At 68.5% G+C, this 26,546-nt stretch carries 26 protein-coding genes; 11 read left to right on the top strand and 15 right to left on the bottom strand.

Going from position 1 to position 26,546, the window contains the following annotated elements:
- Positions 1 to 12 precede the first annotated feature (12 nt).
- Positions 13 to 513 (bottom strand): ArsR/SmtB family transcription factor, encoded by a 501-nt coding sequence (locus IG04_RS0101685; protein WP_030474696.1) that lies wholly within the window; start codon positions 511 to 513, stop codon positions 13 to 15.
- A 54-nt stretch (positions 514 to 567) separates the two neighbouring features.
- Here IG04_RS0101685 and IG04_RS0101680 point away from each other — a divergent pair, with 54 nt between their 5' ends.
- Together IG04_RS0101680 and IG04_RS0101675 are read left to right on the top strand one after the other, a co-directional pair.
- Positions 568 to 1,809: an MFS transporter gene (locus IG04_RS0101680; RefSeq protein WP_030474695.1), complete on the top strand. Its 1,242-nt coding sequence runs from the start codon at positions 568 to 570 to the stop codon at positions 1,807 to 1,809.
- Positions 1,802 to 2,713, top strand: a complete 912-nt coding sequence (locus tag IG04_RS0101675) for an SMP-30/gluconolactonase/LRE family protein (RefSeq protein WP_030474694.1) — start codon at positions 1,802 to 1,804, stop codon at positions 2,711 to 2,713. Before IG04_RS0101680 ends, IG04_RS0101675 begins: the two co-directional genes overlap by 8 nt.
- Before the next feature lie 21 nt (positions 2,714 to 2,734).
- On the opposite strand, the gene dapF is transcribed toward IG04_RS0101675, so the two are convergent.
- The 3 genes from dapF to IG04_RS0101660 are packed head-to-tail and all read right to left on the bottom strand — an operon-like array spanning position 2,735 to position 5,129.
- A complete protein-coding gene (gene dapF, locus IG04_RS0101670) occupies positions 2,735 to 3,556 on the bottom strand; it encodes a diaminopimelate epimerase (protein WP_030474693.1) in 822 nt (273 codons plus the stop codon).
- Complete coding sequence (miaA, locus tag IG04_RS0101665; RefSeq protein WP_173849998.1) at positions 3,544 to 4,452, bottom strand: tRNA (adenosine(37)-N6)-dimethylallyltransferase MiaA; 909 nt, start codon at positions 4,450 to 4,452, stop codon at positions 3,544 to 3,546. The genes dapF and miaA overlap by 13 nt, the downstream gene beginning before the upstream one ends.
- Positions 4,449 to 5,129, bottom strand: a complete 681-nt coding sequence (locus IG04_RS0101660; RefSeq protein WP_030474691.1) for a class III extradiol ring-cleavage dioxygenase family protein — start codon at positions 5,127 to 5,129, stop codon at positions 4,449 to 4,451. Before IG04_RS0101660 ends, miaA begins: the two co-directional genes overlap by 4 nt.
- Positions 5,130 to 5,299: 170 nt before the next feature.
- Between IG04_RS0101660 and IG04_RS0101655 the strand changes: the two genes are divergently transcribed.
- On the top strand, positions 5,300 to 6,646 hold the full coding sequence (locus IG04_RS0101655; protein ID WP_030474690.1) for a DUF349 domain-containing protein: 1,347 nt from the start codon (positions 5,300 to 5,302) through the stop codon (positions 6,644 to 6,646).
- Positions 6,647 to 6,735: 89 nt separating this feature from the next.
- Here the strand turns inward: IG04_RS0101655 and IG04_RS0101650 are convergent, their stop codons facing one another.
- Together IG04_RS0101650 and miaB are read right to left on the bottom strand one after the other, a co-directional pair.
- Entirely contained in the window at positions 6,736 to 7,203 is a 468-nt protein-coding gene (locus IG04_RS0101650; RefSeq protein ID WP_030474689.1) for an Rv2732c family membrane protein, read from the bottom strand.
- Positions 7,200 to 8,681 carry a tRNA (N6-isopentenyl adenosine(37)-C2)-methylthiotransferase MiaB gene (gene miaB / locus IG04_RS0101645; RefSeq protein WP_030474688.1) on the bottom strand — a complete coding sequence of 494 codons (1,482 nt, stop codon included), beginning with the start codon at positions 8,679 to 8,681 and terminating at the stop codon, positions 7,200 to 7,202. Before miaB ends, IG04_RS0101650 begins: the two co-directional genes overlap by 4 nt.
- Before the next feature lie 130 nt (positions 8,682 to 8,811).
- Here miaB and IG04_RS0101640 point away from each other — a divergent pair, with 130 nt between their 5' ends.
- Positions 8,812 to 9,726: a TAXI family TRAP transporter solute-binding subunit gene (locus tag IG04_RS0101640; RefSeq protein ID WP_245816388.1), complete on the top strand. Its 915-nt coding sequence runs from the start codon at positions 8,812 to 8,814 to the stop codon at positions 9,724 to 9,726.
- Here IG04_RS0101640 and IG04_RS0101635 read toward each other — a convergent pair.
- Together IG04_RS0101635 and IG04_RS0101630 are read right to left on the bottom strand one after the other, a co-directional pair.
- Entirely contained in the window at positions 9,723 to 11,108 is a 1,386-nt protein-coding gene (locus tag IG04_RS0101635; RefSeq protein ID WP_030474686.1) for a sensor histidine kinase, read from the bottom strand. The genes IG04_RS0101640 and IG04_RS0101635 overlap by 4 nt on opposite strands.
- A gap of 54 nt (positions 11,109 to 11,162) precedes the next feature.
- Positions 11,163 to 11,837 carry a response regulator transcription factor gene (locus tag IG04_RS0101630; RefSeq protein ID WP_030474685.1) on the bottom strand — a complete coding sequence of 225 codons (675 nt, stop codon included), beginning with the start codon at positions 11,835 to 11,837 and terminating at the stop codon, positions 11,163 to 11,165.
- Positions 11,838 to 11,997: 160 nt separating this feature from the next.
- On the opposite strand from IG04_RS0101630, the gene IG04_RS0101625 reads away from it, so the two are divergent.
- The 4 genes from IG04_RS0101625 (at position 11,998) to IG04_RS0101610 (ending at position 15,258) form a co-directional block, all read left to right on the top strand.
- Entirely contained in the window at positions 11,998 to 12,726 is a 729-nt protein-coding gene (locus tag IG04_RS0101625) for an amino acid ABC transporter ATP-binding protein (RefSeq protein ID WP_173850002.1), read from the top strand.
- 39 nt (positions 12,727 to 12,765) lie between these two features.
- Positions 12,766 to 13,659, top strand: coding sequence for a glutamate ABC transporter substrate-binding protein (locus tag IG04_RS0101620; protein ID WP_030474683.1), 894 nt, complete (start codon positions 12,766 to 12,768; stop codon positions 13,657 to 13,659).
- A 79-nt stretch (positions 13,660 to 13,738) separates the two neighbouring features.
- Positions 13,739 to 14,386 (top strand): amino acid ABC transporter permease, encoded by a 648-nt coding sequence (locus tag IG04_RS0101615; RefSeq protein ID WP_030474682.1) that lies wholly within the window; start codon positions 13,739 to 13,741, stop codon positions 14,384 to 14,386.
- Entirely contained in the window at positions 14,383 to 15,258 is an 876-nt protein-coding gene (locus tag IG04_RS0101610) for an amino acid ABC transporter permease (RefSeq protein WP_030474681.1), read from the top strand. The genes IG04_RS0101615 and IG04_RS0101610 overlap by 4 nt, the downstream gene beginning before the upstream one ends.
- A 73-nt stretch (positions 15,259 to 15,331) precedes the next feature.
- On the opposite strand, the gene IG04_RS0101605 is transcribed toward IG04_RS0101610, so the two are convergent.
- Positions 15,332 to 15,607, bottom strand: coding sequence for a hypothetical protein (locus IG04_RS0101605; protein ID WP_030474680.1), 276 nt, complete (start codon positions 15,605 to 15,607; stop codon positions 15,332 to 15,334).
- Between the two features lie 125 nt (positions 15,608 to 15,732).
- On the opposite strand from IG04_RS0101605, the gene IG04_RS0101600 reads away from it, so the two are divergent.
- The gene (locus tag IG04_RS0101600; protein ID WP_030474679.1) at positions 15,733 to 16,389 is read left to right on the top strand and encodes a response regulator; all 657 of its coding nucleotides are present in this window, start codon (positions 15,733 to 15,735) and stop codon (positions 16,387 to 16,389) included.
- Here the strand turns inward: IG04_RS0101600 and IG04_RS0101595 are convergent.
- The 4 genes from IG04_RS0101595 to IG04_RS0101580 form a co-directional block, all read right to left on the bottom strand.
- The gene (locus IG04_RS0101595; RefSeq protein ID WP_030474678.1) at positions 16,376 to 17,125 is read right to left on the bottom strand and encodes a succinate dehydrogenase/fumarate reductase iron-sulfur subunit; all 750 of its coding nucleotides are present in this window, start codon (positions 17,123 to 17,125) and stop codon (positions 16,376 to 16,378) included. The genes IG04_RS0101600 and IG04_RS0101595 overlap by 14 nt on opposite strands.
- Positions 17,122 to 18,990 carry a fumarate reductase/succinate dehydrogenase flavoprotein subunit gene (locus IG04_RS0101590; RefSeq protein WP_030474677.1) on the bottom strand — a complete coding sequence of 623 codons (1,869 nt, stop codon included), beginning with the start codon at positions 18,988 to 18,990 and terminating at the stop codon, positions 17,122 to 17,124. The genes IG04_RS0101595 and IG04_RS0101590 overlap by 4 nt, the downstream gene beginning before the upstream one ends.
- 9 nt (positions 18,991 to 18,999) lie before the next feature.
- Positions 19,000 to 19,764, bottom strand: a complete 765-nt coding sequence (locus IG04_RS0101585) for a hypothetical protein (protein ID WP_030474676.1) — start codon at positions 19,762 to 19,764, stop codon at positions 19,000 to 19,002.
- Positions 19,765 to 19,850: 86 nt separating this feature from the next.
- The gene (locus tag IG04_RS0101580; RefSeq protein ID WP_030474675.1) at positions 19,851 to 20,141 is read right to left on the bottom strand and encodes a hypothetical protein; all 291 of its coding nucleotides are present in this window, start codon (positions 20,139 to 20,141) and stop codon (positions 19,851 to 19,853) included.
- 227 nt (positions 20,142 to 20,368) lie between these two features.
- On the opposite strand from IG04_RS0101580, the gene edd reads away from it, so the two are divergent.
- Together edd and eda are read left to right on the top strand one after the other, a co-directional pair.
- Complete coding sequence (gene edd, locus IG04_RS0101575; protein ID WP_030474674.1) at positions 20,369 to 22,225, top strand: phosphogluconate dehydratase; 1,857 nt, start codon at positions 20,369 to 20,371, stop codon at positions 22,223 to 22,225.
- 415 nt (positions 22,226 to 22,640) lie between these two features.
- Entirely contained in the window at positions 22,641 to 23,264 is a 624-nt protein-coding gene (gene eda / locus IG04_RS0101570) for a bifunctional 4-hydroxy-2-oxoglutarate aldolase/2-dehydro-3-deoxy-phosphogluconate aldolase (protein WP_030474673.1), read from the top strand.
- Positions 23,265 to 23,328: 64 nt separating this feature from the next.
- On the opposite strand, the gene IG04_RS0101565 is transcribed toward eda, so the two are convergent.
- Complete coding sequence (locus IG04_RS0101565) at positions 23,329 to 25,869, bottom strand: helix-turn-helix transcriptional regulator (protein ID WP_051768639.1); 2,541 nt, start codon at positions 25,867 to 25,869, stop codon at positions 23,329 to 23,331.
- Positions 25,870 to 26,104: 235 nt separating this feature from the next.
- Positions 26,105 to 26,545 carry a zf-HC2 domain-containing protein gene (locus tag IG04_RS0101560; protein WP_084401727.1) on the bottom strand — a complete coding sequence of 147 codons (441 nt, stop codon included), beginning with the start codon at positions 26,543 to 26,545 and terminating at the stop codon, positions 26,105 to 26,107.
- Between the last annotated feature and the right edge of the window lies 1 nt (position 26,546).

Here is a 26,546-nt window from a genome sequence, read left to right as displayed (position 1 = left end):
TCCCACGGACAGTTAGTCCCCCGGATACACCGCGAGGTAGATCGCCACACGGGGAACATCCGGCTTGACCGGTTGCGCGGCCAGCTCATCCATCAACGACGCGAGCCGCTGCTTTAGTTCCTCGGGGTCGACAGTAACGACCAGACGGCTCTGATCCACGTCACTGAGCCCGATGTCGGCGACCTCGCCGAGGAAAGCGTGCAGCATCGCCTCGCCGACGGCGACCGCATTTTCGCTGTTGTCGAGCTGCCAGGACAGCCCTGTCGACCGATAGGGGATCTCCTTGGCCCCCCGGTTGCCCGCGCGGGACGGCATCGCCTCCAGGAATCCGGCGGCGACGAGCTTGCGCACGTGGTGCAGCGTCGTGGCGGGATCCTTGCCCAGCCGCTGCGCCAGCTCCTTGTTGGTGAGCGGGCGGTCGAAGGTCATGCGGATCATCCGCAGCCGCAGGTCAGAGCTCAGAGCCGCGGCTTCCTCGCTCGTCGCGGGACGTCGCTTCCGGGAGAGTGGCACGCGCCCAGTCTAAGTGATTGACAGTTTCCAATCACTCAGCGCAGACTCCCCGGCATGACGCTTTGGGGGCATCACGACTTCCGCCGGCTGTGGATCGGCGACACCATCAGCCAGTTCGGCGCGAGCGTGGGCATCACGGTCATACCGCTGCTCGCGGCCGGTGTGCTGAACGCGACACCGTTCGAGATGGGCATGCTCGCGGCGGCGAGCACGGTGGCGTTCCTGCTGATCGGACTGCCCGCGGGCGTCTGGGTAGACCGGATGCGCCGCAAGCCCCTGATGATCGCGATGGACGTCGTCCGCGCCGCGCTGATGCTGAGCGTGCCCCTCGCGTGGTGGATGGGGGTCCTCGACCTGCCGCAGCTCATCGTCGTGAGCCTCGCGATCGGTGTGTGCACGGTCTTCTTCGACGTCGCCTACCAGTCCTATCTGCCGTCACTGGTGGGACGCGACCAACTCGTCGAAGGCAACTCGAAACTGCAGGCCAGCCTGTCCGTGGCCGACGTGTCGGGGCCGGCGATCGGCGGCTACGTGGCGCAGTTCCTCGGCGCGGCCAACGGCGTGCTCGCGACCGGCCTCGGCTACCTGAGCTCCGCGTTCTTCCTCTTCCGGATCAGGAACATCGAGTCCGTGCCGGAACGCCACCCCGACCCGCACCTGCGCCGCGAGATCATGGAGGGGCTGCGGTTCGTCTTCGGCAACGCCACCCTGCGCAAGATCGTGGCCTGCACCGGCACGTCGAACTTCTTCCACGGCATCCAGAACGCCGTCAGCGTGCTGTTCCTGCTGCGGGTCGCCGGGCTGAACGAGGGCACGGCGGGCCTGGTCTTCAGCGCGAGCGGTGTCGGCGGCGTGCTCGGCGCGATGGTCGCGCACCGGCTCGGCGTGCTGATCGGACAGGCCAGGCTGATCTGGCTCGTACCGGTGCTGACCTGGCCGTTCGTGTTGCTGATGCCGTTCGCCAAGCCGGGCTGGGGCGTCGCGTTCGCCATGGCGGGGCTCGCGGTCAGCGCGTTCGGCGTGGTCGTCTACAACGTCGGCCAGGTGAGCTACCGGCAGGCGATCTGCCCCGACCACCTGCTGGGCCGGATGAACGCCTCGATCCGCTGGGTGGTGTGGGGCGCGACTCCGCTGGGCGCGCTGCTCGGCGGCGGGCTCGGCTCGTGGATCGGGATCGTGCCGACGCTGTGGGTCTCGCTCATCGGCTCCGTGGCCGGGATGGGGTGGGTGCTGTTCTCGCCGTTGCGGTCTATGCGGGACCTGCCGACCACGTCTAGCGTCGAGGCCCATGGCTGAGGCACAAAAAGCAAGTACCACGGTGCTGCGGGACGGTCTCCACTTCGGCGAGGGACCGCGGCGCGGCCCCGACGGCCGCCTCTTCTACTCCGACTTCTACGCGGGCGAAGTGCACGCCCTCGACCTGACGACAGGTGAGGACGAGGTCGTCGTCGCGTTCGACGGCCAGCCCTCGGGCCTCGGCTGGCTGCCCGACGGACGTCTGCTCATCGTGTCGATGCTCGACCGGACGGTCCGCCGCCTCGAAGGGGACGACCCGGAAAACAGGGCATTGGTCCTGCATGCCGATATATCGGATATCGCGACCTTCCACGCCAACGACATGCTCGTCGACGGCGAGGGCCGCGCGTACGTCGGCAACTTCGGCTTCGACCTGCACGGCCTGATCGACGACATCGGCATCCAGCGACTGCTCGAACCGGACTTCGACCCGCAGGGCGCCGCGCTGGCGCTCGTCCAGCCCGACGGCTCCGTCAGCGTGGTCGCCGAGGACCTCAAGTTCCCGAACGGCATGGCGCTGCTGCCCGACCCGACGGGCGAGTCCGAGAGCGGCAATATATTGGTTGCGGCCGAGACCATTGCATTCAGACTCACTTCGTTTTCGGTTGACCGCAACGGATCGTTGCAAAACCGCAGGGTGTGGGCTGATGTGAAGGAGTTCGGGATCGCGCCGGACGGGATCGCGGGCGACGGGGACGGCGTGTGGGTGGCGGCGGCGTTGCAACCGGCGGCGTTCCGGGTGACCGAGGGCGGCAAGATCACGCATCGGGTCGAGACCACGCAGACGGTGTTCGCCGTCGCGGTCGTCGACGACCATCTCGTGTGCCTGACGGCACCGGATTCGAATCCGCGCGTGGTCAAGCCGGACAGGCTCGGGAAGATCGAGATCTACAAGCTGAACTGAACTGATATATCGGATATCAGTTCACGCGAGGGCGTCCCACCAGGACTTGTCGAGTTCGCCGCGGGCGACGAGCACGGCAGGTCCGGTGAGCGTCGACGTCGTCGGATCGATGGTCACGAAGACCTGGCCGCCGAGGACGTCGACCGTCGCCGAGCCGGTGGTCCTGCCCTGGCCCGAGAGCCAGGAGGCGACGGACGCGACAGTGCCGGTGCCGCACGAGCGGGTCTCGCCGACGCCTCGCTCGTAGACGCGCATGCGCAGCGCGCCACCGCGAGGCGACTCGGGATCGATCACGTTGATGAGCTCGACGTTCACGCCGTGCGGGAACATCACCGGGTCGAAGCCGGGCGGCACGGTCAGGTCGAAGCTGTCGACCGGGATGTCGGTGACGCACGCCAGGTGCGGGTTGCCGACGTCGACCGCGAAGCCGCCGATGCCCGCGCCGCCGACCGCGGCGATGGACGTGCCGGTGACCCGTGCGGGACCCATGTCGTTCGTGACGGAGCCGTCCGGGTGCGTGGTGACCGTCTTGTTGCCCGCGCGGGTGGCGACGACGAACGAGCCCTGCGGCTGGTGGCCCGCGTCGACCAGGTAGCGGGCGAAGACGCGCAGGCCGTTGCCGCACATTTCGGCGATGGAACCGTCGGCGTTGCGGTAGTCCATGAACCACTCGGCCCCGGACTCGCCACCGGCCCGCACGACGCGCAGCACGCCGTCCGCGCCCAGGCCGCGCTGCCGGTCGCACAGCGCCTGCACGCGGGCGACGGTCAGGTCCAGCTGGTCATCGAGGTCGGGCAGGACGACGAAGTCGTTCTCCGTGCCGTGCCCCTTCACGAACTCCACGGGACCAGATTACCGGCGGCTTCCAAAAGATCAGGGCGAGCACCGTCGAGCCAGGTGATGCGCTGGTCACGCCGGAACCACGACCGCTGCCGCCGCACGAACCGGCGGGTGGCGCGTTTGGTCTCCTCCGCGGCGAAGTCGATCGTGCACGCTCCGTCCATTGCGGACAGCACCTGCTGGTAGCCCAGGGCGCGCGAAGCGGTCTTGCCGTCGCGCAGGCCGATCCGGACCAGTGCGCGCACCTCGGCCTCCAGACCACCGGCGAACATCTGGTCGACTCGCAGGTCGACCCGCGCGTCCAGTTCGGACACCTCGCGGTCGACGCCGATCTGGACGGTGCCGTAGCGCGCGGGGCCGGGCTTGGGGAGGTTCGCCGAGAACGGCTGTCCCGTCAGCTCGATGACCTCCAGCGCTCGCACGATGCGACGGCCGTTGGACGGCAGGATCGCGATCGCGGCGGCGGGGTCGAGTTCCTGCAGGCGCCGGTGCAACGCCTCGGATCCCGCGGCAGCCAGTTCGGCCTCGAAACGCAGGCGCACGGCGTCGTCGGTGCCGGGGAACTTGAGGTCGTCGAGCACCGCCTGCACGTAAAGCCCCGAACCCCCGACGAGGATCGGCGGCCGTCCGGACGCGAGCAGGTCCTCGATGACGGCCCGCGTCTCCCGCTGGTAGGCGGCCACGGACGCGGTCTCGGTGACGGACAGGACGTCGAACAGATGGTGCGGCACGCCCCGGCGCTCGGACACGGGCATCTTCGCCGTGCCGATGTCCATGCCGCGGTAGAGCTGCATGGCGTCGGCGTTGACGACCTCTCCCCCGAACCGCTCCGCGAGCGCGACGGCCAGGTCGGACTTGCCGGTCGCGGTGGGTCCGACGACGGCGATGGGCGTGATCAAGGGCGCTCCCAGACAGCGACGTGGTAGCCCACGCCGAACGGTGCGAAGAACTCGGCTCCGGAGCAGCGCCACGGTCCGGGCACGCCGGCGAGGACCTGCCACGCCGCACGGCCCTGCGCGCCCAGTTCGCGGGCGAGTTCGAGGTCGAGGCCGAGCAGGCCGTCCACATCGGCGGCGGCCAGCGCACTGTGGACCGAAGAGTCGAAAGGTCCCGAACGCTCGTCGTCGGAACCGGGCGAGCGGGGTCCGTGGCGGGTGGAGCCGTCGCCGAGGACCAGCAACCCGCACTCCTCCGCCGCGAGTTGTTGTCCAAACGAGACACAGTCGGCAGCAGGCAGGTCACGGGGGACGAGTTCAACGCGTGACACCTCGACCGCGCAGCGTTCCCGAAGCCACGCGGTGATCAGCACCGGCAACGGAATGCGGGCGTCCGGCGGCAGGGCACCGCCGAGTGACACAGGCAAATCGACCCCATAACCGAGAAAAGTTCCCGACAACGGTGGCACGTACGTAGCACGACCGCCGTCACCCACCGCCACCGCGACCCACGGACCGGGCAGTTTTCCTGCTGCGGCAAGGGTTGCGGCACGCACGGGCTCGGTCTCGGCGGCGGCTCCCACGACCAGTTCTGGCACCAGAAGGGGTGGGTGCGGCACCACCACAGCGCGGGTGATCACAACGAACGAGGCTACCTATCGTGGACTCCCAGTACCGAGTCGAGCTCTGACCTGTTTGAATGCGCGCGGGGCACTGGGGACGGGAGACCCTCCAGCGCCCGTATTGCATCGGCCCCGCCAACGGCGGGGCGCCCGTGGCAGGCACGGGCGTCAGATGGGAGGAACCGGCGATGTCGGAGCAGGACAGCACACCGGAGGCCGTGGCCATGGCCACCCCCGTGGAGGTTGCAGCCGAGGGTGTGGTCGAGGAAACGCCGAAGGAGACCGCGCAGGCGACGCCTCCGGCCGTCCCCGTGGCGTCGGACCACCCTGACCGCTGGGGGCGCGTGGACGCCGACGGCACCGTGTACGTGAAGACCGAGGACGGCGAACGTGCTGTCGGGTCGTGGCAGGCCGGTGAGCCGGTCGAGGGTCTCGCGCACTTCGCGCGGCGCTTCGACGACCTCCGCACCGAGGTCGAGCTGCTCGTGTCGCGGCTCAAGTCCGGCGCCGGCGACCCCAAGCATGCCCTGACCAGCGCGAAGCACGTCAAGGAGCAGCTCGCCGAGGCCGCCGTCGTCGGTGACCTCAAGGCGCTGGCCGCCCGCGTCGAGCACGTGCTGGTCCAGGCAGAGGCCGGCATGGAGAAGGCGAAGGAGGCCAAGGAGGCCGCCCGAGCCCAGTCCGTGGCGCGCAAGCAGGCGCTGGTCGACGAGGCCGAGTCGATCGCGAACGAGTCGACCCAGTGGAAGGTCGCGGGCGACCGGCTGCGCCAGATCCTCGACGAGTGGAAGACCATCCGCGGCGTCGACCGCAAGACCGACGAGCAGCTGTGGCGCCGGTTCTCGAAGGCGCGCGACGCGTTCAACCGCCGTCGCGGCTCGCACTTCGCGGACCTCGACCGCCAGCGTTCGGTGGCGAAGACCTCCAAGCAGTCGCTGGTCGAGGAGGCCGAGAAGCTCGTCGACTCCGACGACTGGGGCACCACGGCCGGTCGCTACAAGGAGCTCATGGTCGAGTGGAAGGCCGCCGGGCGTGCGCCCAAGGAGGCCGACGACGCGCTGTGGCAGCGTTTCCGGGCCGCGCAGGACGCCTTCTTCCAGAAGCGTTCCGAGGCGTTCAGCGAGCGGGACGCCGAGTTCACGGCCAACGCGAAGCTGAAGGAGGAGCTGCTCGCCGAGGCCGAGGGCATCGACCCGGCGGGCGACCTCGAGACGGCGCGCAACCAGCTCTACAAGATCCAGGAGCGCTGGGACGCGATCGGCAAGGTGCCGCGCGAGCGCATCCGCGAGCTCGAGGGCAAGCTCCGCGCCATCGAGGAGAGGGTCCGCGGCGCCGTCGACGCCCAGTGGCGCCGGTCCGACCCCGAGGCCGAGGCCAGGGTGGCGCAGTTCCGCGAGCGCGTGGAGCAGTTCGAGGCGCAGGCCGCGAAGGCACGTGCCGCGGGCGACAAGCGCCGCATCGAGCAGGCCGAGGCGCAGGCCGCCCAGTGGCGCGAGTGGCTCGCCGCCGCTGAGCAGGCGCTGGCGACCCGCTAGTTCGTGACGCGCTGAGGGCCCCTCTCCCGTGCGGAGAGGGGCCCTCAGGCGTTTCTAGCGGGCAATGCGGCACTTCTGGCCGGCATGCGTCACAACTGGGGCGGCCGCGAAGCCGCGATCTTCACCCATTTCACCAGCAGGACGATGACCGCGATGGCCGCGATGATCAACCCGATGCCAGGGCCGGGACCGACCGTCTTGTTGCTCGTCGTCGTCTGCTGCGTCCAGATCGACAGCACGCCGATGATCGACCCCGCGAACAGGCCCAGCGAGCACACCCACGCGAGACCCCAGCGCCGCACGGCGAGCGTGATGCCGGAACCGAGCACGCCGACGCCCAGCGCGAGGTACGAGAACAGCCGTGGCAGGAACAGTTCCGACTCGCCGAGCACGACCGCCAGCCCCGTGTGCTCCCCGACCCACGGCAGGATCAGCGACACCAGCAACGCGAGCACGGCGATCGAGATCGTCAGCGCGCCGGTACCGGGGTCGATCCGCTTGGCCGCCTGATGCTCGACCGCGTCGATCTCCTCGCGCAAGAAGTCCTCATCACTCACTGGGCTGCGCACCCGGACACGGCGGGCAGCGGCTCGGGCGTTCCGAACGACGGCAGACCGAGGCCGATGCCAGCGGTCTTGGGCTTGATGCCGGCCTCGGAACGGTCACCGGCCTTGGTGCGGCGCCACGACAGCGGTTCGCCGTCCGCGACGAGGTAGTGCGGGGCCCCGTACGTCACGACCGTCTCGACGACGTCGCCGGGACGCGGAACCGTCGTCCCCGGCGCGAAGTGCACGAGACGGCCGTCGCGCGCACGGCCGCTCATGCGGTGCGTCTCGGCGTCACGCTTGCCCTCGCCGGTGGCGACGAGGACCTCGACCGTGCGGCCGACCTGCTCGATGTTCAGCGAGTGCGTCATCTCGTTCTGCAGCGCCACGAGCCGCTCGAAGCGCTCCTGCACGACGGCCTTGGGCAACTGGTCCGGCAGCTCGGCGGCCGGGGTGCCGGGGCGCTTCGAGTACTGGAACGTGAACGCCGACGAGAAACGGGCCTGGCGCACCACGTCGAGCGTGCCCTGGAAGTCCTCTTCGGTCTCACCGGGGAAGCCGACGATGATGTCCGTGGTGATCGCGGCGTCCGGCATGGCGGCGCGGACCTTCTCGATGATCCCCAGGTACTTCTCGGTGCGGTACGAGCGGCGCATCGCCTTGAGCAGGCGGTCCGAGCCGGACTGCAGCGGCATGTGCAGGCTGTGGCACACCGCCGGCGTCTCGGCCATGGCGGCGATGACGTCGTCGGTGAAGTCCTTGGGGTGCGGTGAGGTGAAGCGCACGCGCTCCAGTCCGTCGATCCCGCCGCAGGCGCGCAGCAGCTTACCGAACGCGAGCCGGTCGCCGAACTCGACGCCGTAGGAGTTGACGTTCTGCCCCAGCAACGTCACCTCCAGCACGCCCTCGTCCACGAGCGTCTGCACCTCGGCGAGCACGTCGCCGGGACGGCGGTCCTTCTCCTTGCCGCGCAACGACGGCACGATGCAGAACGTGCAGGTGTTGTTGCAGCCCACCGAGATCGACACCCAGCCCGAGTAGGCGGAGTCACGCGCGGCCGGCAGCGACGACGGGAACGTCTCCAGCGCGTCGAGGATCTCGACCTGCGCCTCGGAGTTGTGGCGGGCGCGTTCGAGCAGCACCGGCAGCGACCCGATGTTGTGCGTGCCGAACACGACGTCCACCCACGGCGCGCGCCGGACGATCTCGCTGCGGTCCTTCTGCGCGAGGCAGCCGCCGACCGCGATCTGCATGCCCGGGTTCGCCGTCTTCTGCGGGGCGAGATGGCCGAGCGTGCCGTACAGCTTGTTGTCGGCGTTCTCGCGGACCGCGCAGGTGTTGAAGACGACGACGTCGGGCTGCTCGGCCTCGGTGGCCCGCTCGTATCCCGCGTCTTCGAGCAGACCGGCGAGCCGCTCGGAGTCATGCACGTTCATCTGGCACCCGAACGTGCGGATCTGGAAGCTCTTGCGAACCTGCGCGGTACTCACACCGACACGATAAACCCTGGTCAGTGGCCCTCCGTGAGCGGACCGCACAAAGCCGGCTCCATCCGCGCGCTGACCAGGCAGGACCTTCGTCGGGTGCAAGGGCCCGCCTGCCCCGTGGCACGATGCGCTGGTGCTGGGACGACTGCATGCCGCCGTGAGCCTGCTGACCGCCGCAACGGTCCTGACGGGCTGTAGCAGCACAGTGTCGGACGCCAAGATCACGATGGCCACCGGCAGCGAGGGCGGCGTCTACTACTCGCTCGGCAACGGCCTCGCGGACATCTGGAGCGGGCGGCTCGGCATCGTCCGGCCCCAGGTCGTCCGCACGGACGGGTCCAAGGACAACGTCCGGCGGCTCGTCAACGACCAGGCTCAGGTCGGCTTCTCGCAGGCAGACGCTCTGGAGGGCGTCGAAGGCGCCTACCGATTGCGCGCGCTGGCCCGCATGCACGACGACTACCTGCAGATCATCGTCCGCGCCGACCTGCCGGTGACGAAGCTGCGCGAGCTGTCGGGACTGCGCGTGTCGATCGGCGCGACCGGGTCGGGCGTCGAGATCATCGCGAGCCGGCTGCTGCAGGCGGAGAACGTCACGCCCCAGGCGGTGAACCTGGGCCTCGACGACTCCGCCCAGCAGATGCAGGAGGGCAAGCTCGACGCGTTCTTCTGGTCGGGCGGCCTGCCGACGAGCAGGATCACCGCCCTCACCAAGGGCCTCGGCGTGCGGATGCTCGACCTGAAGGACGAGCTGCCGCAGTTCCGCCAGCAGTTCCCGGTGTACGGGTCCGCGACGCTGCCGGCCTCGATCTACAACCTGCAGTCCGGGCCGGTCATCACGCTGGTGGTGCGCAACTTCCTGCTCGTCCACGAGTCGATGCCCGACGACGTGGCCGAAGCGCTCCTGCGGCAGCTGTTCGAGGCCCAGCCCGAGCTGGTGAAGGCGCACTCGGCGGCCCGCACGATCGAACAGCGGTCGGCCATCGAGACGTCGCCGGTGCCGTTGCACAACGGCGCCATGCGTTACTACCGCGACGCGAAGGTCTAGGCCGCGGGGAGCGTGATCACGACCTTCAGGCCGCCGTCCTGCGGGGATTCGAGGGCGACGGTGCCGTCGACGCGTTCGACCAGCAGCCGCACGATCGAGAGCCCCAGCCCGGAGCCCGGCACGTTCTGGTGAGCAGGGCTGCGCCAGAACCGGTCGGTGGCCCGCTCCAGCTCGTCCGGCTGCAGGCCGGGCCCGTGGTCGGCGACGGAGAGCCGGATGACGCCGCCGGACTTGCGGGCGTCGACCACGATCAGCGTGCCTTCGGCGGTGAACTTCAGGGCGTTGTCGAGCAGCGCGTCCAGGATCGTCTCGACACCGCGCGGCGGGACGAGGGCCATGCCGACCCGTTCCCCGTCGAGCACGAGATGGACCTCCTTCGCCGCCGCGGCCGACGACCACGCGGACAACCGCGCCGCCACGGACTTGTCGACGTCGACCGGAACCGGGTCCACGGAACTGGACTCGGCACGCGCCATGGAGAGCAGTTCGTCGAGGATGCGGTTGAGCCGGTCGGTCTCGCTCAGCGCCTCGACCTGGTGCACCTCCGCCTCCGAGTCGACGTGACCCTCCAGGTTGGACAGCCGGAGTTTCAGCGCCGTCAACGGGTTGCGCAGCTGATGTGACGCGTCGGCGACGAAGGCCCGTTGCGCAGCAAGCACATCGCTCACGTTCGCGGCCATCTGGTCGAACGACCGCGAGAGCTGACGCAGTTCCGGGGGCCCGGACTCCGCGCCCACCGGTGGCACCGGCCGGCCCGAGACGACCGCGGCGAGGAGCTTGCCGGTCGCCTCGTCCAGCGCCTGCACCGGCCGCAACGTCCAGCGCACCACCGGCAGTGCCAGCAGCACGGCGAGCGCCAGCATCAGCAGGCTTCCCGCGAGCAGCAAGGCCCACCACGCGAGCACCTCGAAGCGGGTCTTGGCCGTCGGCGAGAACGTGATCACCGCGCCGCGCACCTCGCCGTCGACCAGCACCGGTTCGGCGAGCACGACCTTGGAGGCGCTCCACGGTGCGAACAACTCCGGTGCGACCGGCAGGCGCCCGGCCAGCGCCTTGCTGACCAGGTCCTGCACGACCGGGTCACCGAGCGCGAGGTCGTTGCGCGAGGCCACCAGCGGCACGGTCGGCGCGTCGCGGCCCACCACGGCCACGCCGATGTCGTACAGCTCGTCGTAGCGCTCCAGCTCGGCCCGCAGCAGGTGCGGGCTGTCGTCGATCAACGGCCGTTGCGCCAGCGACGCGAACCGGCTGGTGTCGGTGAGCCGGTCGAGGAACATCTCCTGCTGTTCCGCGGCCGCCACGTTGCGGCCCAGCGGCACGCCGAGGCCCACGAGCACCAGCACGATCAGGGCGAGCACCACGCCCAGCAGTCGGGACCTCACAGCCCGTCACCCCACCCGGCCGCGACACGCCGACGAAAAATCACACAATCGAGATCACACCTGCCCCAGCCGGTATCCGACGCCGCGCACGGTCTCCAGCAACGCGGGCCTGCCGAGCTTCGTCCTCAGCGTGGCGACGTGCACGTCCAGCGTCCGGTTGGCACCGGACCACGTGCGGCCCCACACCTCGGCGAGGATCCGCTCGCGCGTGCACACCGCGCCACCCGCGGCCATCACCAGCGCGAGCACCTGGAACTCCTTGCGGGACAGGGCGACCGACTCCCCCGCGACCGTGACCTCGTGGCGCCCCAGGTCGACGCGCACGTCACCGGTCTCGAACACCTCCGTGGACACCGCGCCCACACCGACCGGATCCGCACCGCGACGACGCCGGACGGCATGCACGCGCGCGACCAGTTCTCCCACGTCGTAAGGCTTGACCAGGTAGTCGTCGGCCCCGGCGTGCAGGCCGAGGATCCGGTCGTCGATCTCTCCTCTCGCGGACACCACGATGATCGCGACGTCCGAAGCGGCCCTGATGGCACGGCACAGCGTCACGCCGTCCATGTCGGGCAGGCCGAGGTCGAGCAGCACCACGTCGACGCCTGCGAGGCGGTCGAGCGTGCCACGGCCCGTGGCCTGCCGGTCCACTTGGAAACCCCGTCTGGTCAGGGCTGGGACCAAGGCCTCGGCGACCCTGTCGTCGTCCTCGACGAGCAGCACGCGCACTTTCGCTACCTCCCGGGCAACCGATGTCTGCCTGTGACAGAGTTGAGACCCTAAGTCTTGCTCAATGTCCTGGACTGGTGTGGTGGCGGACACCTAGGTTTCCGCCAACGCCGACGACCCCCAAATGGAGGACTGGATGACTGCCGCCTCTGCACCGCCGATGATTCGTGTGGCGGGTGTGGACAAGTTCTTCGGCCCGTTGCACGTGCTCAAGAACGTGCAGCTGGAAGTGCCGAAGGGGCAGGTCGTGGTCGTGCTGGGGCCGTCGGGTTCCGGTAAGTCGACCCTGTGCCGGACCATCAACCGCCTCGAGCCGATCGATTCCGGCATCATCGAGGTCGACGGGCAGCCGCTTCCCGCCGAAGGAAAAGAACTGGCCCGCCTTCGTGCCGACGTCGGCATGGTGTTCCAGTCCTTCAACCTTTTCGCGCACAAGACCATCGTCGAGAACGTCATGCTCGCTCCGGTGAAGGTGCGCAGGACGCCCGCCGCCGAGGCGCGCAAGACCGCGATGGAGCTGCTGGAGCGGGTCGGGATCGCGAACCAGGCCGACAAGTTCCCCGCGCAGCTCTCCGGTGGGCAGCAGCAGCGTGCGGCGATCGCCCGCGCGCTCGCGATGAAGCCCAAGGTGATGCTGTTCGACGAGCCGACCTCGGCGCTCGACCCGGAGATGGTCCAGGAGGTCCTGGACGTCATGACGGGCCTGGCCAAGGACGGGATGACCATGCTGGTCGTCACGCACGAGATGGGCTTCGCCCGCAAGGCCGCGGACCGGGTGATCTTCATGTCCGACGGCGAGGTGGTCGAGGACTCGACACCCGAAGAGTTCTTCTCGGCCCCGAAGTCCAACCGCGCGAAGGACTTCCTTGGCAAGATCCTGACTCACTAGTAGTCAGCCCACTTTCGAACGAATGGCAGGAGAAGGACGATGAGGGTTCGCACCCTTGCGGCGGTGCTGCTGACGGGCGCACTGGCCCTGACCGCGTGTGGCAAGGAGGGCAGCCCGACCGACCAGCCGGCGCCCGCCGGCCTCTTCGAGGTCGCCAAGGACGTCAAGGTCGAGGGCTCGCCCTCGTTCGAGAAGATCAAGGCCCGCGGCTCGCTCGTCGTCGGCGTCAAGGAAGACCAGCCGGGTCTGGGCTACAAGGACCCGACGACGAACAAGTACAGCGGTTTCGACATCGACATCGCTCGCCTGATCGCCGCGAAGCTGGGCTTCGACCCGGAGACGCAGATCCAGTTCAAGACGATCCAGTCCGCCGCCCGCGAGCAGGCGCTGATCAACGGTGACGTCGACTACTACGTCGGCACCTACACGATCAACGCCGGCCGCAAGGAGAAGGTCTCGTTCGCCGGACCGTACTTCGTCGCCGGCCAGGACCTCCTGATCAAGGCCGACGACACCTCGATCACCGGCAAGGACACCCTCAAGGGCAAGAAGGTGTGCTCGGTGACCGGCTCCACGCCGGCCAAGCTCATCAAGGAGCAGGGCCTGACCGAGCCGGGCAACGTCCTCGAGTTCCAGGGCTACTCGCAGTGCGTCACCAAGCTGCTCAACGGTGAGGTCGACGCGGTCACCACCGACGACGCGATCCTCAAGGGCTACGCCGCCGCCGAGGAGGGCAAGCTGAAGGTCGTCGGCAAGACGTTCTCCAGCGAGCCGTACGGCATCGGCCTGCCGAAGGACGACAAGGCCCTGCGCGACAAGGTGAACGACATCCTGCAGACCTCGCTGGACGACGGCGCGTGGCAGAAGATCTACGACGGCACGCTGGGCAAGTCCGGCTCGTCCGCCGAGAAGCCGAAGATCGACAGGTACTGACGGTTCCTCACGTGGCCGGTGGATCCCACGTGGGTCCGCCGGCCGTTCCTTTGAAGGCGGACGGACGGCAAGGAAACCGATGAGCGTCCTCACCAACAACCTAGATCTCTTCCTGCGCGCTTTCGGCCAGACGCTCCAGCTCTTCGCGGTCTCCGCGGTGCTGTCGCTGGTGCTGGGCACGCTCCTCGCGGCGCTGAGGGTCAGCCCGGTGCCGGTGTTCCGCGGCGTCGGCACGGCGTACGTGACGGTCGTGCGCAACACGCCCCTGACGCTGGTCTTCGTGTTCTTCGTGTTCGCGTACCCGTTGCTGGACATCATGAGGATCGAGCCGTACACCGCCGCGGTGGTGTCGCTGTCGCTCTACACGGCGGCATTCGTCTGCGAGGTCGTGCGATCGGGCATCAACACGGTGCCGGTCGGGCAGGCCGAGGCCTCCCGCGCGCTGGGTCTCACGTTCACGCAGATGCTCGGCAACGTGGTGCTGCCGCAGGCGTTGCGCTCGGTCGTGCCGCCGATGACGAGCACCATGATCGCGCTGCTGAAGAACACGACGGTCGCATCCGGCTTCGCCGTCGTGCAGGCGGGCAACATCCGCGAGCAGCTGGCGGATCAGGGTGACAACGTCCTCATCGGACTCCTGTGGGTCGCACTCGGGTTCGTCATCCTGGTGATGCCCCTGACGTACGTCCAGCAGGTCTTCGAGAAGCGGTGGAGCGTGGCCCGATGAGCATGGTGCTGTTCGACGTCCCGGGTCCGAAGGCCCGCGTCCGTCACAAGATCATGGCCGTCATCGGCATCGCGGCGGTGATCGCGGCGCTGGTGTACGTGGTGATGCGGTTCATCGTCACCGACCAGTTCACCGCCCGCAGGCTCGACTGGATCAACTACAAGCAGATCCAGCTCTCGCTGGTCGAGGCGATCGGCAACACGCTCAGCGCGTTCGCCGTCGGCGCGGTGCTGGCACTGGTGTTCGGCGCGATCTTCGCGGCGGCGCGACTGTCCGACCACGCGTGGGTGCGCGCTCCCGCGGCGGTGATCGTCGAGATCTTCCGCGCGATCCCGCTCGTCATCATGATGTTCTTCTTCTACTACGGCCTTCCCGTGGTCGGGGTGAAGCTGAGCGCGTTCACGGCCGTCGTGATCAGCCTGATGCTGTACAACGGCTCGGTGCTCGCGGAGATCTTCCGCGCGGGCATCAACTCGCTGCCGAAGGGCCAGAGCGAGGCCGCGTACGCGCTGGGCATGCGCAAGACGCAGGTGATGACGTTCGTGCTGCTGCCGCAGGCGTTGCGGGCCATGCTGCCGACCATCATCAGCCAGCTCGTCGTGCTGCTGAAGGACACCGCGCTCGGCTTCCTCATCACCTTCGAGGAGCTGCTGCGGTGGGGTACGCGCATCGGTGGTGACGCGGTCAACTTCGGCCGCCCGATGATCTCGGTGATGATCGTGGTCGCCCTGGTCTACATCGGACTGTGCCTGTTGCTGACGTGGCTCGCGACGTACCTGGAGAAGCGCAACCGCCGCAGCAAGAAGGTCATCAAGACCGACAACCCCGAGGCGGAGAAGCCCGTCCTGATGGACGCCTCGGCCTCCGGCTGACGGAGCACCAGCGGAACGGGGCGTGTCCACATCGGACGCGCCCCGTTCGCTGTTTCCGAAGACCTTCGGAAGGTCAGACGTTCCAGTCGACGACACCGCGCCAGTCCTGCCTCGCTTCCCCTACGACGTCGAGGCAGAACGTGGTGCCGGCACGGAAGTTCGTGCCGAGCAGCCGGCGCGAGCGGTCACCCGCCGGGAACAGCACGGGGCTGCCCGCCACCCGGTGGTCGCCGTCACGGAACCACCGGATCCGCAGGTCGACCGGACTGGCCGTGACCCGGAGGTAGACGTCCGAGCCGTCGACGGTGATCGTGCGGACGGCGTGCAGGTCGGCGGATGCGGTGCGCATGGTCCGGAACGTATCGGCGCGAACGGAACCGGGGCGTCTCACGAAGAGTGGATCTCCCGTCAACTTTCGCGGTACGCTCGTGGTGGGGGATCTACCGCGGTGACGTCACATGAGTGAGGGGCATTGTGACGCGCGTGCTTGTAGTGGACGACCAGCCGTTGTTCAGGGCCGGCCTGGTCGCGTTGCTGAACGCTTCAGCTGATCTGACCGTCGTCGGCGAGGCAGGGGACGGTGTCACCGCGTCCGCACTGGCCGAGTCGTCGAGACCGGACGTGATCCTGCTCGATATCCGCCTGCCGGGGCTGGCCGCGCTCAAACGCGTCGCGGCGTCCGCGCGGGTGCTGGTGCTGACCACCTTCGACCTGGACGAGTACGTCCACGAGGCGTTGCGGCTGGGCGCGGCAGGGTTCGTGCTGAAGGAGTCGGAGCCGGCGCGCCTGATCGCCGCCATCACCGCCGTCGCCTCGGGCGAGATGCAGTTCGGTCCCACGGTGATGCGCAGGCTCGTGGCGGCGTACCTGAGGGGCGATTCGGCTGTGTCGCCGCGGAGTTCGGCGGGTCTGGACGAGCTGACGGACCGCGAGCGCGAGGTGCTGCGGCTGGTCGGCACCGGGCTGACGAACACGGCGATCGCGGCCAGGCTGACGGTCACGGAGGGCACGGTGAAGACGCACCTCAACCGCGTGATGACGAAACTGCGGCTGACCAGCCGGGCGCAGGCTGTGGTGATGGCCTACGAGTCCGGGCTGGTCATACCGCAGGCCGTCGCTAGGACCGCTTGAACAGCTTGTTGCCGAGCCAGACGATCGGGTCGTACTTGCGGTCGGCGACGCGCTCCTTCATGGGGATGAGCGCGTTGTCGGTGATGTGGATGTGCTCGGGACACACCTCGCTGCAGCATTTGGTGATGTTGCAGAGACCGAGCCCGTGGTCGTCCTGCGCCTGGTCGACGCGGTCCGCGGTGTCGAGCGGGTGCATCTCCAGTTCGGCGACCCGCATGAGGAACCGCGGCCCCGAGAACGCCTCCTTGTTCTCCTCGTGGTCACGCACCACGTGGCAGGTGTTCTGACACAGGAAGCACTCGATGCACTTGCGGAACTCCTGCGAGCGCTCGACGTCGACCTGCTGCATCCGGTACTCGCCCGGTGCCAGGTCCTTCGGCGGCGTGAACGACGGGACCTCGCGTGCCTTGGTGTAGTTGAAGGACACGTCGGTCACGAGGTCGCGGATGATCGGGAACGTCCGCATCGGCGTGACCGTGATCGTCTCCGACTCGTCGAAGATCGACATCCGGGTCATGCAGAGCAGCCGCGGCCGGCCGTTGATCTCCGCCGAGCACGAGCCGCACTTGCCCGCCTTGCAGTTCCACCGCACCGCGAGGTCCGGCGTCTGCGTGGCCTGCAGCCGGTGGATGATGTCGAGGACGACCTCACCCTCGTTGACCTCGACGGTGAAGTCCTCCAGCCCACCGCCGGAGTCGTCGCCGCGCCACACCCGGAACTTCCCCTGGTAGCTCATGCCAACTCCTCGGCGGTGAGGTACTTCTCCAGCTCGCTGCGGTCGAACAGGTCCAGCAGGTCGTGCCGGATCGGGATCTGCGGCTTCTCCGTCACTTCTGCCCCGTCACCGTCGGCTTTGCACACCAACAGCTTCCGGCGCCACTCGGCGTCCATCGACGGGTGGTCGTCGCGGGTGTGACCGCCGCGGGACTCGGTGCGCAGCAACGCCGCCTTCGCCACGCACTCCGACACCAGCAGCATGTTGCGCAGGTCGAGGGCGAGGTGCCAGCCGGGGTTGAACTGCTGGTGGCCCTCGACGGTCAGCGCCTGCGAGCGTTCCTTGAGCTTCTCCAGCCGCTGCAACGCCTCTTCCATCTCACCGGCTTTCCGGATGATGCCGACGAGGTCGTTCATGGACTGCTGCAGTTCCATGTGCAGGGTGTACGGGTTCTCGCCGCCTTCCTGCTGGAAGGGCTTGAGTGCCGTGGCCCGCGCCTCGGTGACGATGTCCTCCGCCACGACAGGGCGTTCGGCCATCGCCCGCACGTACTCCGCGGCACCCGCACCGGCCCTGCGCCCGAAGACGAGCAGGTCCGACAACGAGTTGCCGCCCAGCCGGTTCGAACCGTGCATGCCGCCGGAGACCTCACCGGCCGCGAAGAGCCCTGGTACCGAAGAGGATCCGGTGTCGGGCTCCACCTCGACGCCGCCCATCACGTAGTGACAGGTCGGGCCGACCTCCATCGGCTGCGCGGTGATGTCCACATCGGCCAGTTCCTTGAACTGGTGGTGCATGGACGGCAGCCGGCGGCGGATCTCCTCGGCGGGCAGACGCGTCGACACGTCGAGGAAGACGCCACCGTGTGGCGATCCGCGCCCTGCCTTGACCTCCGAGTTGATCGCGCGGGCGACCTCGTCACGCGGCAGCAGTTCCGGTGGGCGACGGTTGTTCGCCTGGTCGGTGTACCAGCGGTCGGCTTCTTCCTCGTTGTCGGCGTACTTGTCCTTGAACACCTCGGGGATGTAGTCGAACATGAACCGCTTGCCGTCGGAGTTCCGCAGCACGCCACCGTCACCGCGGACGGACTCGGTGACGAGGATGCCCTTGACGGACGGCGGCCAGACCATCCCGGTGGGGTGGAACTGGATGAACTCCATGTTGATCAGCGAGGCACCGGCGCGCATCGCGAGCGCGTGGCCGTCGCCGGTGTACTCCCAGGAGTTCGAGGTGACCTTGAACGACTTGCCGATGCCGCCGGTCGCGAGGATCACCGCCGGTGCCTCGAACAGCACGAACCGGCCGGACTCGCGCCAGTAGCCGAACGCGCCGGAGATCCTTTCGCCGTCCTTGACGAGCTCGGTGACGGTGAACTCCTGGAACACCCGCAGGCGTTCCTCGTAGTCGCCGAACTCCTTGAAGTCGTCCTGCTGCAACGACACGATCTTCTGCTGCAGCGTGCGGATCAGTTCGAGGCCGGTGCGGTCGCCGACGTGCGCGAGCCGCGGGTACTCGTGGCCACCGAAGTTGCGCTGCGAGATCCGGCCGTCCTTGGTGCGGTCGAACAGCGCGCCGTAGGTCTCCAGTTCCCAGACCCGTTGCGGCGCTTCCTGGGCGTGCAGTTCGGCCATGCGCCAGTTGTTGAGGAACTTGCCGCCGCGCATGGTGTCGCGGAAGTGGACCTGCCAGTTGTCGCTCTCGTTGGCGTTGCCCATGGCGGCGGCGATACCGCCCTCGGCCATGACGGTGTGGGCCTTGCCGAACAACGACTTGCAGAGGACGGCGGTGCGCAGGCCGTGCTCACGGGCCTCGATCGCGGCTCGCAGACCGGCACCACCCGCGCCGATCACGAGAACGTCGAACGAATGCCTTTCCAGCTCGGGCAAAACCACTCCTTAGTTGATGAAGCGGAGGTCGGAGATCGTTCCCGAGGCGACCAGCGCGACGTACAGGTCCGTCAGGCAGACGAAGATCAGCGAGGCCCAGGCGAGTTGCATGTGCCGGTTGTTCAGCTTCGAGATCTGCGTCCACATCCAGTACCGGACCGGGTGCTTGGAGAAGTGCTTGAGCCGCCCGCCCGCGATGTGCCGGCACGAGTGGCACGACAGCGTGTACGCGGCCAGCAGGCTCACGTTGGCCAGCAGGATGATGTTGCCCAGGCCGACGCCGGTGCCGAACGCGAGGACCGCGTCGTAGATGTTGATCAGCAACAGGAGCGACGCCGCGTAGAAGAAGTAGCGGTGCAGGTTCTGCGCGATCAGCGGGAACCTGGTCTCACCGGTGTACTTGCTGTGCGGCTCGGCCACCGCGCACGCGGGCGGCGACGCCCAGGCAGCGCGGTAGTAAGCCTTGCGGTAGTAGTAGCAGGTGATGCGGAATCCCAGCAGGAACGGGATGATCAGCAGCGGCGGGGTCAGGAAGCCTGGCAGCGCCGGGAACCACTGACCGAAGTGCGAGGCCGCGGGGACGCACTCCTCGGTGAGACACGGCGAGTACATCGGTGTGAGGTAGTGGTACTGGTCGACCCAGTAGTAGTCCCCCTGGAACGTGCGGAACGCCGCGTAGATCGAGATGAGCAGCAAGCCGACGAATGTCGTCAGCGGCGGCAACCACCATCGGTCCGTGCGCAGAGTCCTGGCGGCGATCTCTGCCCTCGCCATTACTCACCTTTCTGGGGGTCCACGTCGTTGTGGAGGAAACGCGTAACGGCCCCCGCGGTCTGCGAGGGCCGTAAGTAGGGACTGGGTCAGGTCCGGTTCCGGTACCCACCGAGTCCTTCGTCGTCCGCGTCCTTCCAGAGCGACTCGTCGTAAGGCGTGTCTGGCACGACCACGACCTCGCGTTCCACTTGAGGCGCTTCGCGCTGCCTCGGGGTGCTCAGGTCGACGAGTTCGGTGGCGTCGATGTCCATGCGTTCCACGTCGTTGGCCAGGCGTTGCACGGCTGCCACGTCGCCGTACCTGGTGCGCAGGTTGCTGACGGCATGCCGCATCTGGCCGATGACCCGGCGCAGCTCGACGATCTCCGTGGAGTTCATGGGACACCTCCGTTCAAGGTCGTGCCCCGCACTCTGCCCAATCTCAAGCCATGTGACAAGCACCACACGCCAAGATTCGAAACTGGTCGCCTCCCATCTACTGAATCGTTTTTGTGTCCGCGACCAGCCATGACTTACTGTGTGTGGCGTCACGCCCGTCTGTGGGACGCCACCGTTGTCGTCTCGTAAGGGCCCCACCACGGCCCGTGATGACCCCGGAGATCCCCATGACCGAACTGCATCCTGTTCTGACAGAGGTGACACGCCGGATCGCCGCCCGAAGCGCCGATTCACGCCGTGCGTACCTCGAGCGCGTGGCCGCCGCCGCGCAGGACGGAACGTCCCGGTCCGGCTTCGCCTGCAGCAACCTCGCGCACGGCTTCGCCGGAATCACCGGCGGCGACAAGGCCGCGCTGCGCGCACTGCGCAAGTCCAACGTCGCGATCGTGTCGTCCTACAACGACATGCTGTCGGCCCACCAGCCGTTCCAGGAGTACCCGTCCTGGATCAAGGACGCGGTCCGCTCTGTCGGCGGCGTGTCCCAGTTCGCGGGCGGCGTACCCGCGATGTGCGACGGCATCACCCAGGGCCGCGAGGGCATGGAGCTGTCGCTGTTCAGCCGCGACGTCATCGCGATGTCGACCGGCGTGGCCCTGTCGCACGAGATGTTCGACGCCGCGGTGCTGCTCGGCGTGTGCGACAAGATCGTGCCGGGCCTGCTGATCGGCGCGCTGTCGTTCGGGCACCTGCCGTCGATCCTGGTGCCCGCGGGCCCCATGTCGTCCGGCCTGTCGAACAAGGAGAAGGCCCGCGTCCGGCAGCTGTACGCGGAGGGCAAGGCGTCCCGCGAAGACTTGCTGGAGGCCGAGGCCGCCTCGTACCACTCCCCCGGCACCTGCACGTTCTACGGCACCGCGAACTCGAACCAGATGGTCGTCGAGGTCATGGGCCTGCACCTGCCGGGCGCCTCGTTCGTACCGCCCGGCACAACGCTCCGCCGCGCCCTGACCGAGCACGCGGGCCGCCGCGCCGTCGAGATGGCCAAGGGCGAGGGCTACACCCCGATCGCACACGTCGTCGACGAGAAGGCCGTGATCAACGGCGTCGTCGCCCTGTTGGCGACCGGCGGCTCGACGAACCACACGATGCACCTGGTCGCCATCGCGGCCGCCGCGGGCATCGAGCTGAGCTGGGACGACTTTTCCGACCTGTCCTCGGTGGTGCCGCTGATCGCGCGGGTCTACCCGAACGGCGGCGCCGACATCAACCACTTCCAGGCGGCGGGCGGCGTCCAGTTCGTCGTGGGCACGCTGCTGGACTCCGGCCTCCTGCACGCCGACGTCAACACCGTCGCCGGCCACGGCCTGGACCGCTACCGCCAGGAGCCGATGCTGGCCGACGGCGAACTGATCTGGGTCGACGGCCCCGGCCGCTCCCTGGACCTAGAGGTCCTGCGCCCGGCCTCCGACCCGTTCGCCTCGGACGGCGGCCTGCGCATGCTCGCCGGCAACCTGGGCCGCGCCGTCATCAAGGTCTCGGCCGTGGCGACGGAGAACCACGTCGTCGAGGCCCCGGCCCGCGTCTTCACCACGCAGGAGGCGTTCCAGGAGGCCTTCAAGGCGGGCGAACTGGACCGCGACGTCGTCGTGGTGGTCCGCCAGCAGGGCCCCCAGGCCAACGGCATGCCCGAACTCCACAAGCTCACCCCACCGCTCGGCGTCCTGATGGACCGCGGCTACAAGGTCGCCCTAGTGACCGACGGCCGCATGTCCGGCGCCTCGGGCAAGATCCCGGCCGCCATCCAGCTGACCCCGGAAGCCGCGGTCGGCGGTCCGCTCGGCCGGGTCCGCGACGGCGACGTCGTGCGTCTGGACGCCACCGCCGGAACCCTGGAGGTCCGGGTGCCCGCGGAGGAGCTGGCGACCCGCCCGCTGGTGGACTTCCCGCCGACCAGCCGCGAGTGGATGGGCACGGGCCGCGAACTCTTCGCCGCCCTGCGCCGTAGCGTCGGACCGGCCGACCGCGGTGCGACGGTGTTCGGCCCGATCACCGCCGACCACTTCGCCCCGGTCACCCACCACTAGCCGTCCCACTCCCGCACCACCAATATATTGGCCCTAACACCACAGCTGACCTGCGCCTTAGCAATGACTCTTTGGACTTCGTCGTCAAAAGACCCATTGCAAAGGCGCGGCGAAGCCCGGCCAAACCCAGCCCGCCAACTCGTCCGCAGACCGCGCCGACCTCACCGCCCAGCCCGTCCGCAACCGCCCTGCCACCTGCCCGGATGCCATTGCAATGAGTCTTTTGACTTCGTCCGCAAACGTTTTTTGCATCCGGCTAGGAGCAGCAGGTGTAAGGACGGCGGGCGTGAGGGCAGTCCGCAAGGGACGACAGGCAGACTGATATGCGATATATCGGTTTCAGTTCCACACCCGGCCCCAGATTCGGCCCAGTTCGGCAAGGAGAGCAGCAGTGACCAACGGTGACAATCTTCGGGTGACCACCGGCGCGGACCTCCTCGGTCTGTCGCCCGTCATCCCCGTCGTCGTGGTCGACGACGCCGACCACGCGGTGCCGCTCGCTCAGGCACTGCTGCGCGGTGGCGTTCGCGTCATCGAGCTCACGCTGCGCACCCCTGCCGCGCTGGCCGCGATCGAGAACGTCGCGCGCGAAGTCCCGGAGATCGTGATCGGCGCGGGCACCGTCACGGCACCGGAGCACGCGGAGCAGGCGGCGAAGGCCGGCGCGGCGTTCCTCGTCACTCCCGGCACGACCGACCGGGTGCTCGACGCGGCGGACGCGACCGGGCTGCCGTACCTGCCGGGCGCGGCGACGGTGTCCGAGGTGCTGCGGCTGGCCGAGCGCGGGCTGACCGCGCTGAAGTTCTTCCCGGCCGAGGCGGCGGGCGGGGTCGACTACCTGAAGTCGATCGGCGGTCCGGTCCCGCACGTGCGGTTCTGCCCGACCGGCGGCATCACCCCGCAGACCGCGCCGAACTACCTCGCGCTGCCGAACGTCGGTTGCGTCGGCGGCTCGTGGCTGGCTCCCAAGGACGCGCTCGTGCAGGGCGACTGGGACCGCATCGAGGCCCTTGCGCGCGAGGCTTCACAACTCGGATAACCCAGATCACGGACCGGAAGTTCGGCTCAATCACAAGACCGGCACACGGGCCTGCTGGTCGCCGTCAGGACCACAAAGCGGCGACGAGCTCAGCTCGTCCCGTGATGCCGAGCTTGCGGTAGGCGCTCGACAGGTGCAGTTCCACCGTGCGCCGGGTGAGGTGCAGGTCTTCGGCGATCTGCCGGTTCGTCAGGCCCTGCGCCGCCATCCGCGCGACCCGGTTCTCCTGCTTGGTCAGGCCCTGCACCTGGTCGTCCTCGTCGCGGACCTCGTTGCCCGCGAGTTTGGCCAGCGGGTGCGCGCTCAGCTGGCGGGCCAGTTCGAACGACCTCCGCAGGCGGTCCGCGGCCTCGTCGGCCCGGCCCTTGCGGCGCAGATGGTGGCCGAGCCAGTACAACGACTGGGCGTGCAGCAGGCGGTGCGGTGACGAGGCGAAAAGTTGTTCGGCCTCGGTGAGGATGTCGATGTCGTCGGTGCTCATGCCGACGCTCATCAACGCCGTGCCGATCACCCTCGTCGACCCCCACCGCTTGGCCAGGTCGAGTTCCTCGTGCGCGAGCCGGGCAGCATCGTCACGGTTGCCCAGCGCCAGGTATGCGCGCACGGCGTGATGCCGCCACGCGATGAGCGCGGGGTTGGGCATCTCGCGTGCGGTGAGCCGGCGGCCCGCTTCCAGCAGGTCCTCCAGCGCACCCTCCGCGTGGCACGACGCGAGCTTGAGCCGGCCGCGGGCGTAGACGATGTTGATGTGTTGCAACAGGTTGCCGTCTTCCGCGACGAGCGGGGCCGCCTCGTCGAACTGGCCCATCTCGATGCAGACCTCGGCGAGCTTTGCGGTCGCGAGCACGACGGCCGGGCACTCCCTGTTGCCCGTCGAGACCGGCGGCGTCAGGAACGTGTACGCGCGCGCCAGGTCTCCGCTGTTGTGGAAGGCGCAGGCGCGGGCGATCATGCTGAGCATCCCGCGGCGCAGGTGCGGGTCGTGCGAGACCGGCGCGGTGCTGTGCGAGAGCCAGAACTTGTTGATGTGCTCGGGATTGTCGCCGAGCACCGGCACGAGGAACGTGAAGATGTAGGACGCGCCGAAGACGTCGATCCACTCACCTTCGAGTGCCTCCAGCGCGTACTCGACGGCCTCGGTGTACGAGTCGCCGCTGCGCGCGTTGCCGACCGCGAGCAGTGCCGACCGGGCGCGTTTGAGGTTCGGGGCCTGCGGGATGTCACCGACAAGGTCCTCGAAGTACTTGCCCGCGCAGTTGGCCATGCGCGCGTCGCGGTTGGCGGCCAGGAGATAGGTGGTGCAGACGAGGTTCCAGACCTTGTCGCGGTCCTCCGGCAGCAACCGGGCGACGACCATGATCGCGAGAGAGACGGCGAAGTGAGCGTCCGAACCCGTGCACATGCGCTGGATCAACGCCAGCGCGACGTTCGCGGCGAGGTTCGGATCCTCGCACCGCACCAGCGCGTCACGGACCCGGTCGCGGCCCAGTGCGTTGTCCTGCAGGTGTTCCGTGTGTCCGAGTTCGACCTCGATCGCCAAACGGTCCTCGTCGGACAGGTGCTCTTCGAGCGCCCGTTCCAGGTGCTCGACGCCGCCGACCTCGCGCAGCAGGTCGACGGACCACGGTAAGCGCACGGACCTGGCCTTCAGCACGTGCTCGGCGACGCGCTCGTCCGGAGCGTCCGACTCGAACAGCAGCCAGGCGGCGCGGGAGTGCGCGGCGGAACGGACCGCGATCGGCATGTCGGCGAGGATGCTGTTGCGCACGAAGGGATACCGGAACGTCAGCGGGTCGGTGTCCGCGAGCACGCCCAGGCGGACGAGCATGTCGACGGCGGGCAGCGCGTCGAAACCGGTGAGCGCGGAGAGCAGTTCGAGGCCGGCGTCACCGTCCAGGACCGCCGCGGACCGGGCGACCTCGGCGGCGCCGGTGTACTCGCGCAGCCGCATGCCGATCATCTCGCCGACCGCGGCCGAACCCTCGCCTTCCTCGCGTAGCAACGCTTGTAGCAGATAGGGGTTGCCGCCGGTGAGCTCGTGGCAGCGCTTCGCGTCCCGGCCCGGGAACTTCTCGGTGAGGCTTTCGACGGCGGTGACGTCGAGGCCGGCGAGGTCGAGGCGGTTCGGGTGGGCGCCGGCGATCTCGGGCAGCGTGACCTCGTCCGTGGCGAGGTAGCCCTGGGACGCGCCGAGCGCGATGACGACCGGCATCTCCTGCAGCCGTGGCCGCAGGTACGCGAGCGCGCGCTTGGAGAAGGTGTCGGCGACATGCACGTCGTCGATGACCATCAGGATCGGCGACTTGCGTGCGGAGTTCGCGGCGCGCGCGTACAGCTCTTCCAGGTCGTGCTCGTTCGCGAGACACGGTGCGAGCTGCCGCACCACCGCGCCGGGGAGGTGGCTCTCCAGGCGGGCGCTCTTGGCCAGGCGAACGGTGAACCCGCGTTGGCGGGCGTCGGCGGCGAGCGCGTCGAGGACCGCCGTCTTGCCGATGCCGAACCCACCGGTGACGACGACGCACGAGCCAGTTCCCTGGACCGCGTCGTCCAGCAAACGTCCGAGAGTCGCGAGTTCCGAGTCCCGGCCGAGTAGTGGAGATGTCACCTCTGTTCACCCCTGCCTTCGGTACCGAGAGGACCGCAGGTCGAAGGTTTCGGTGTTCCTTCGGTGCCGACCGTAGAGACCTGCGCTTCGCCGTCGGGCAAACTTACCCACAGGTAACGACCAACGGAACTGTGAGCTGTTCGCAGTGGTGAGCGGGTACAGCGCGATGATCTTCGCCAGGCTGGTGCGCGGGTGGTTCCGCCTCGCCTGTCTGCTCATCGGTTCCCGCCAGGATTCACAAGGGTCCCACCAGCGGAAACCTCTCGGCGTGGACAGGTTCCGCGCGCGTGAGAGTGCCGACGTCGACGGGGTTGTCGGCGTGCGAGGCCAGCGAGTCCACAACCGACAGCACCGCGGCGATGGCGACGACGACGCCCGCCGCCACCAGCAGGATGCTGCGGGCGACAGCGCACGGCTCGCGCATGCCGGGTGGACTTTCGGTCAACACCGGCCGCAACACCGGAACGAACACGCCGAAGTCGGCCGCATCAAGCCGGCAGGTCTCACACCCGGCTAGGTGCCGGGAGAAGCTGACGTGCTGCGCCGGGTCGAGCACGCCCAGCACATACGCCGCCACATCACCGCACGGCCCTTCCGGGCTCGTGCGGTTTTCGTCGTCCTGATCTTGGTCTGCTCCTGCTCCCGCGTGCTCGTGATGTGGTTGATGGGTCACCATC

The sequence above is a fragment of the Lentzea albidocapillata genome (assembly GCF_000719115.1).
GTDB classification, from domain to species: domain Bacteria; phylum Actinomycetota; class Actinomycetes; order Mycobacteriales; family Pseudonocardiaceae; genus Lentzea; species Lentzea albidocapillata.
The sequence above is the reverse complement of the archived record's forward strand: the minus strand, read 5'-3'. Positions and strand labels throughout refer to the sequence as shown.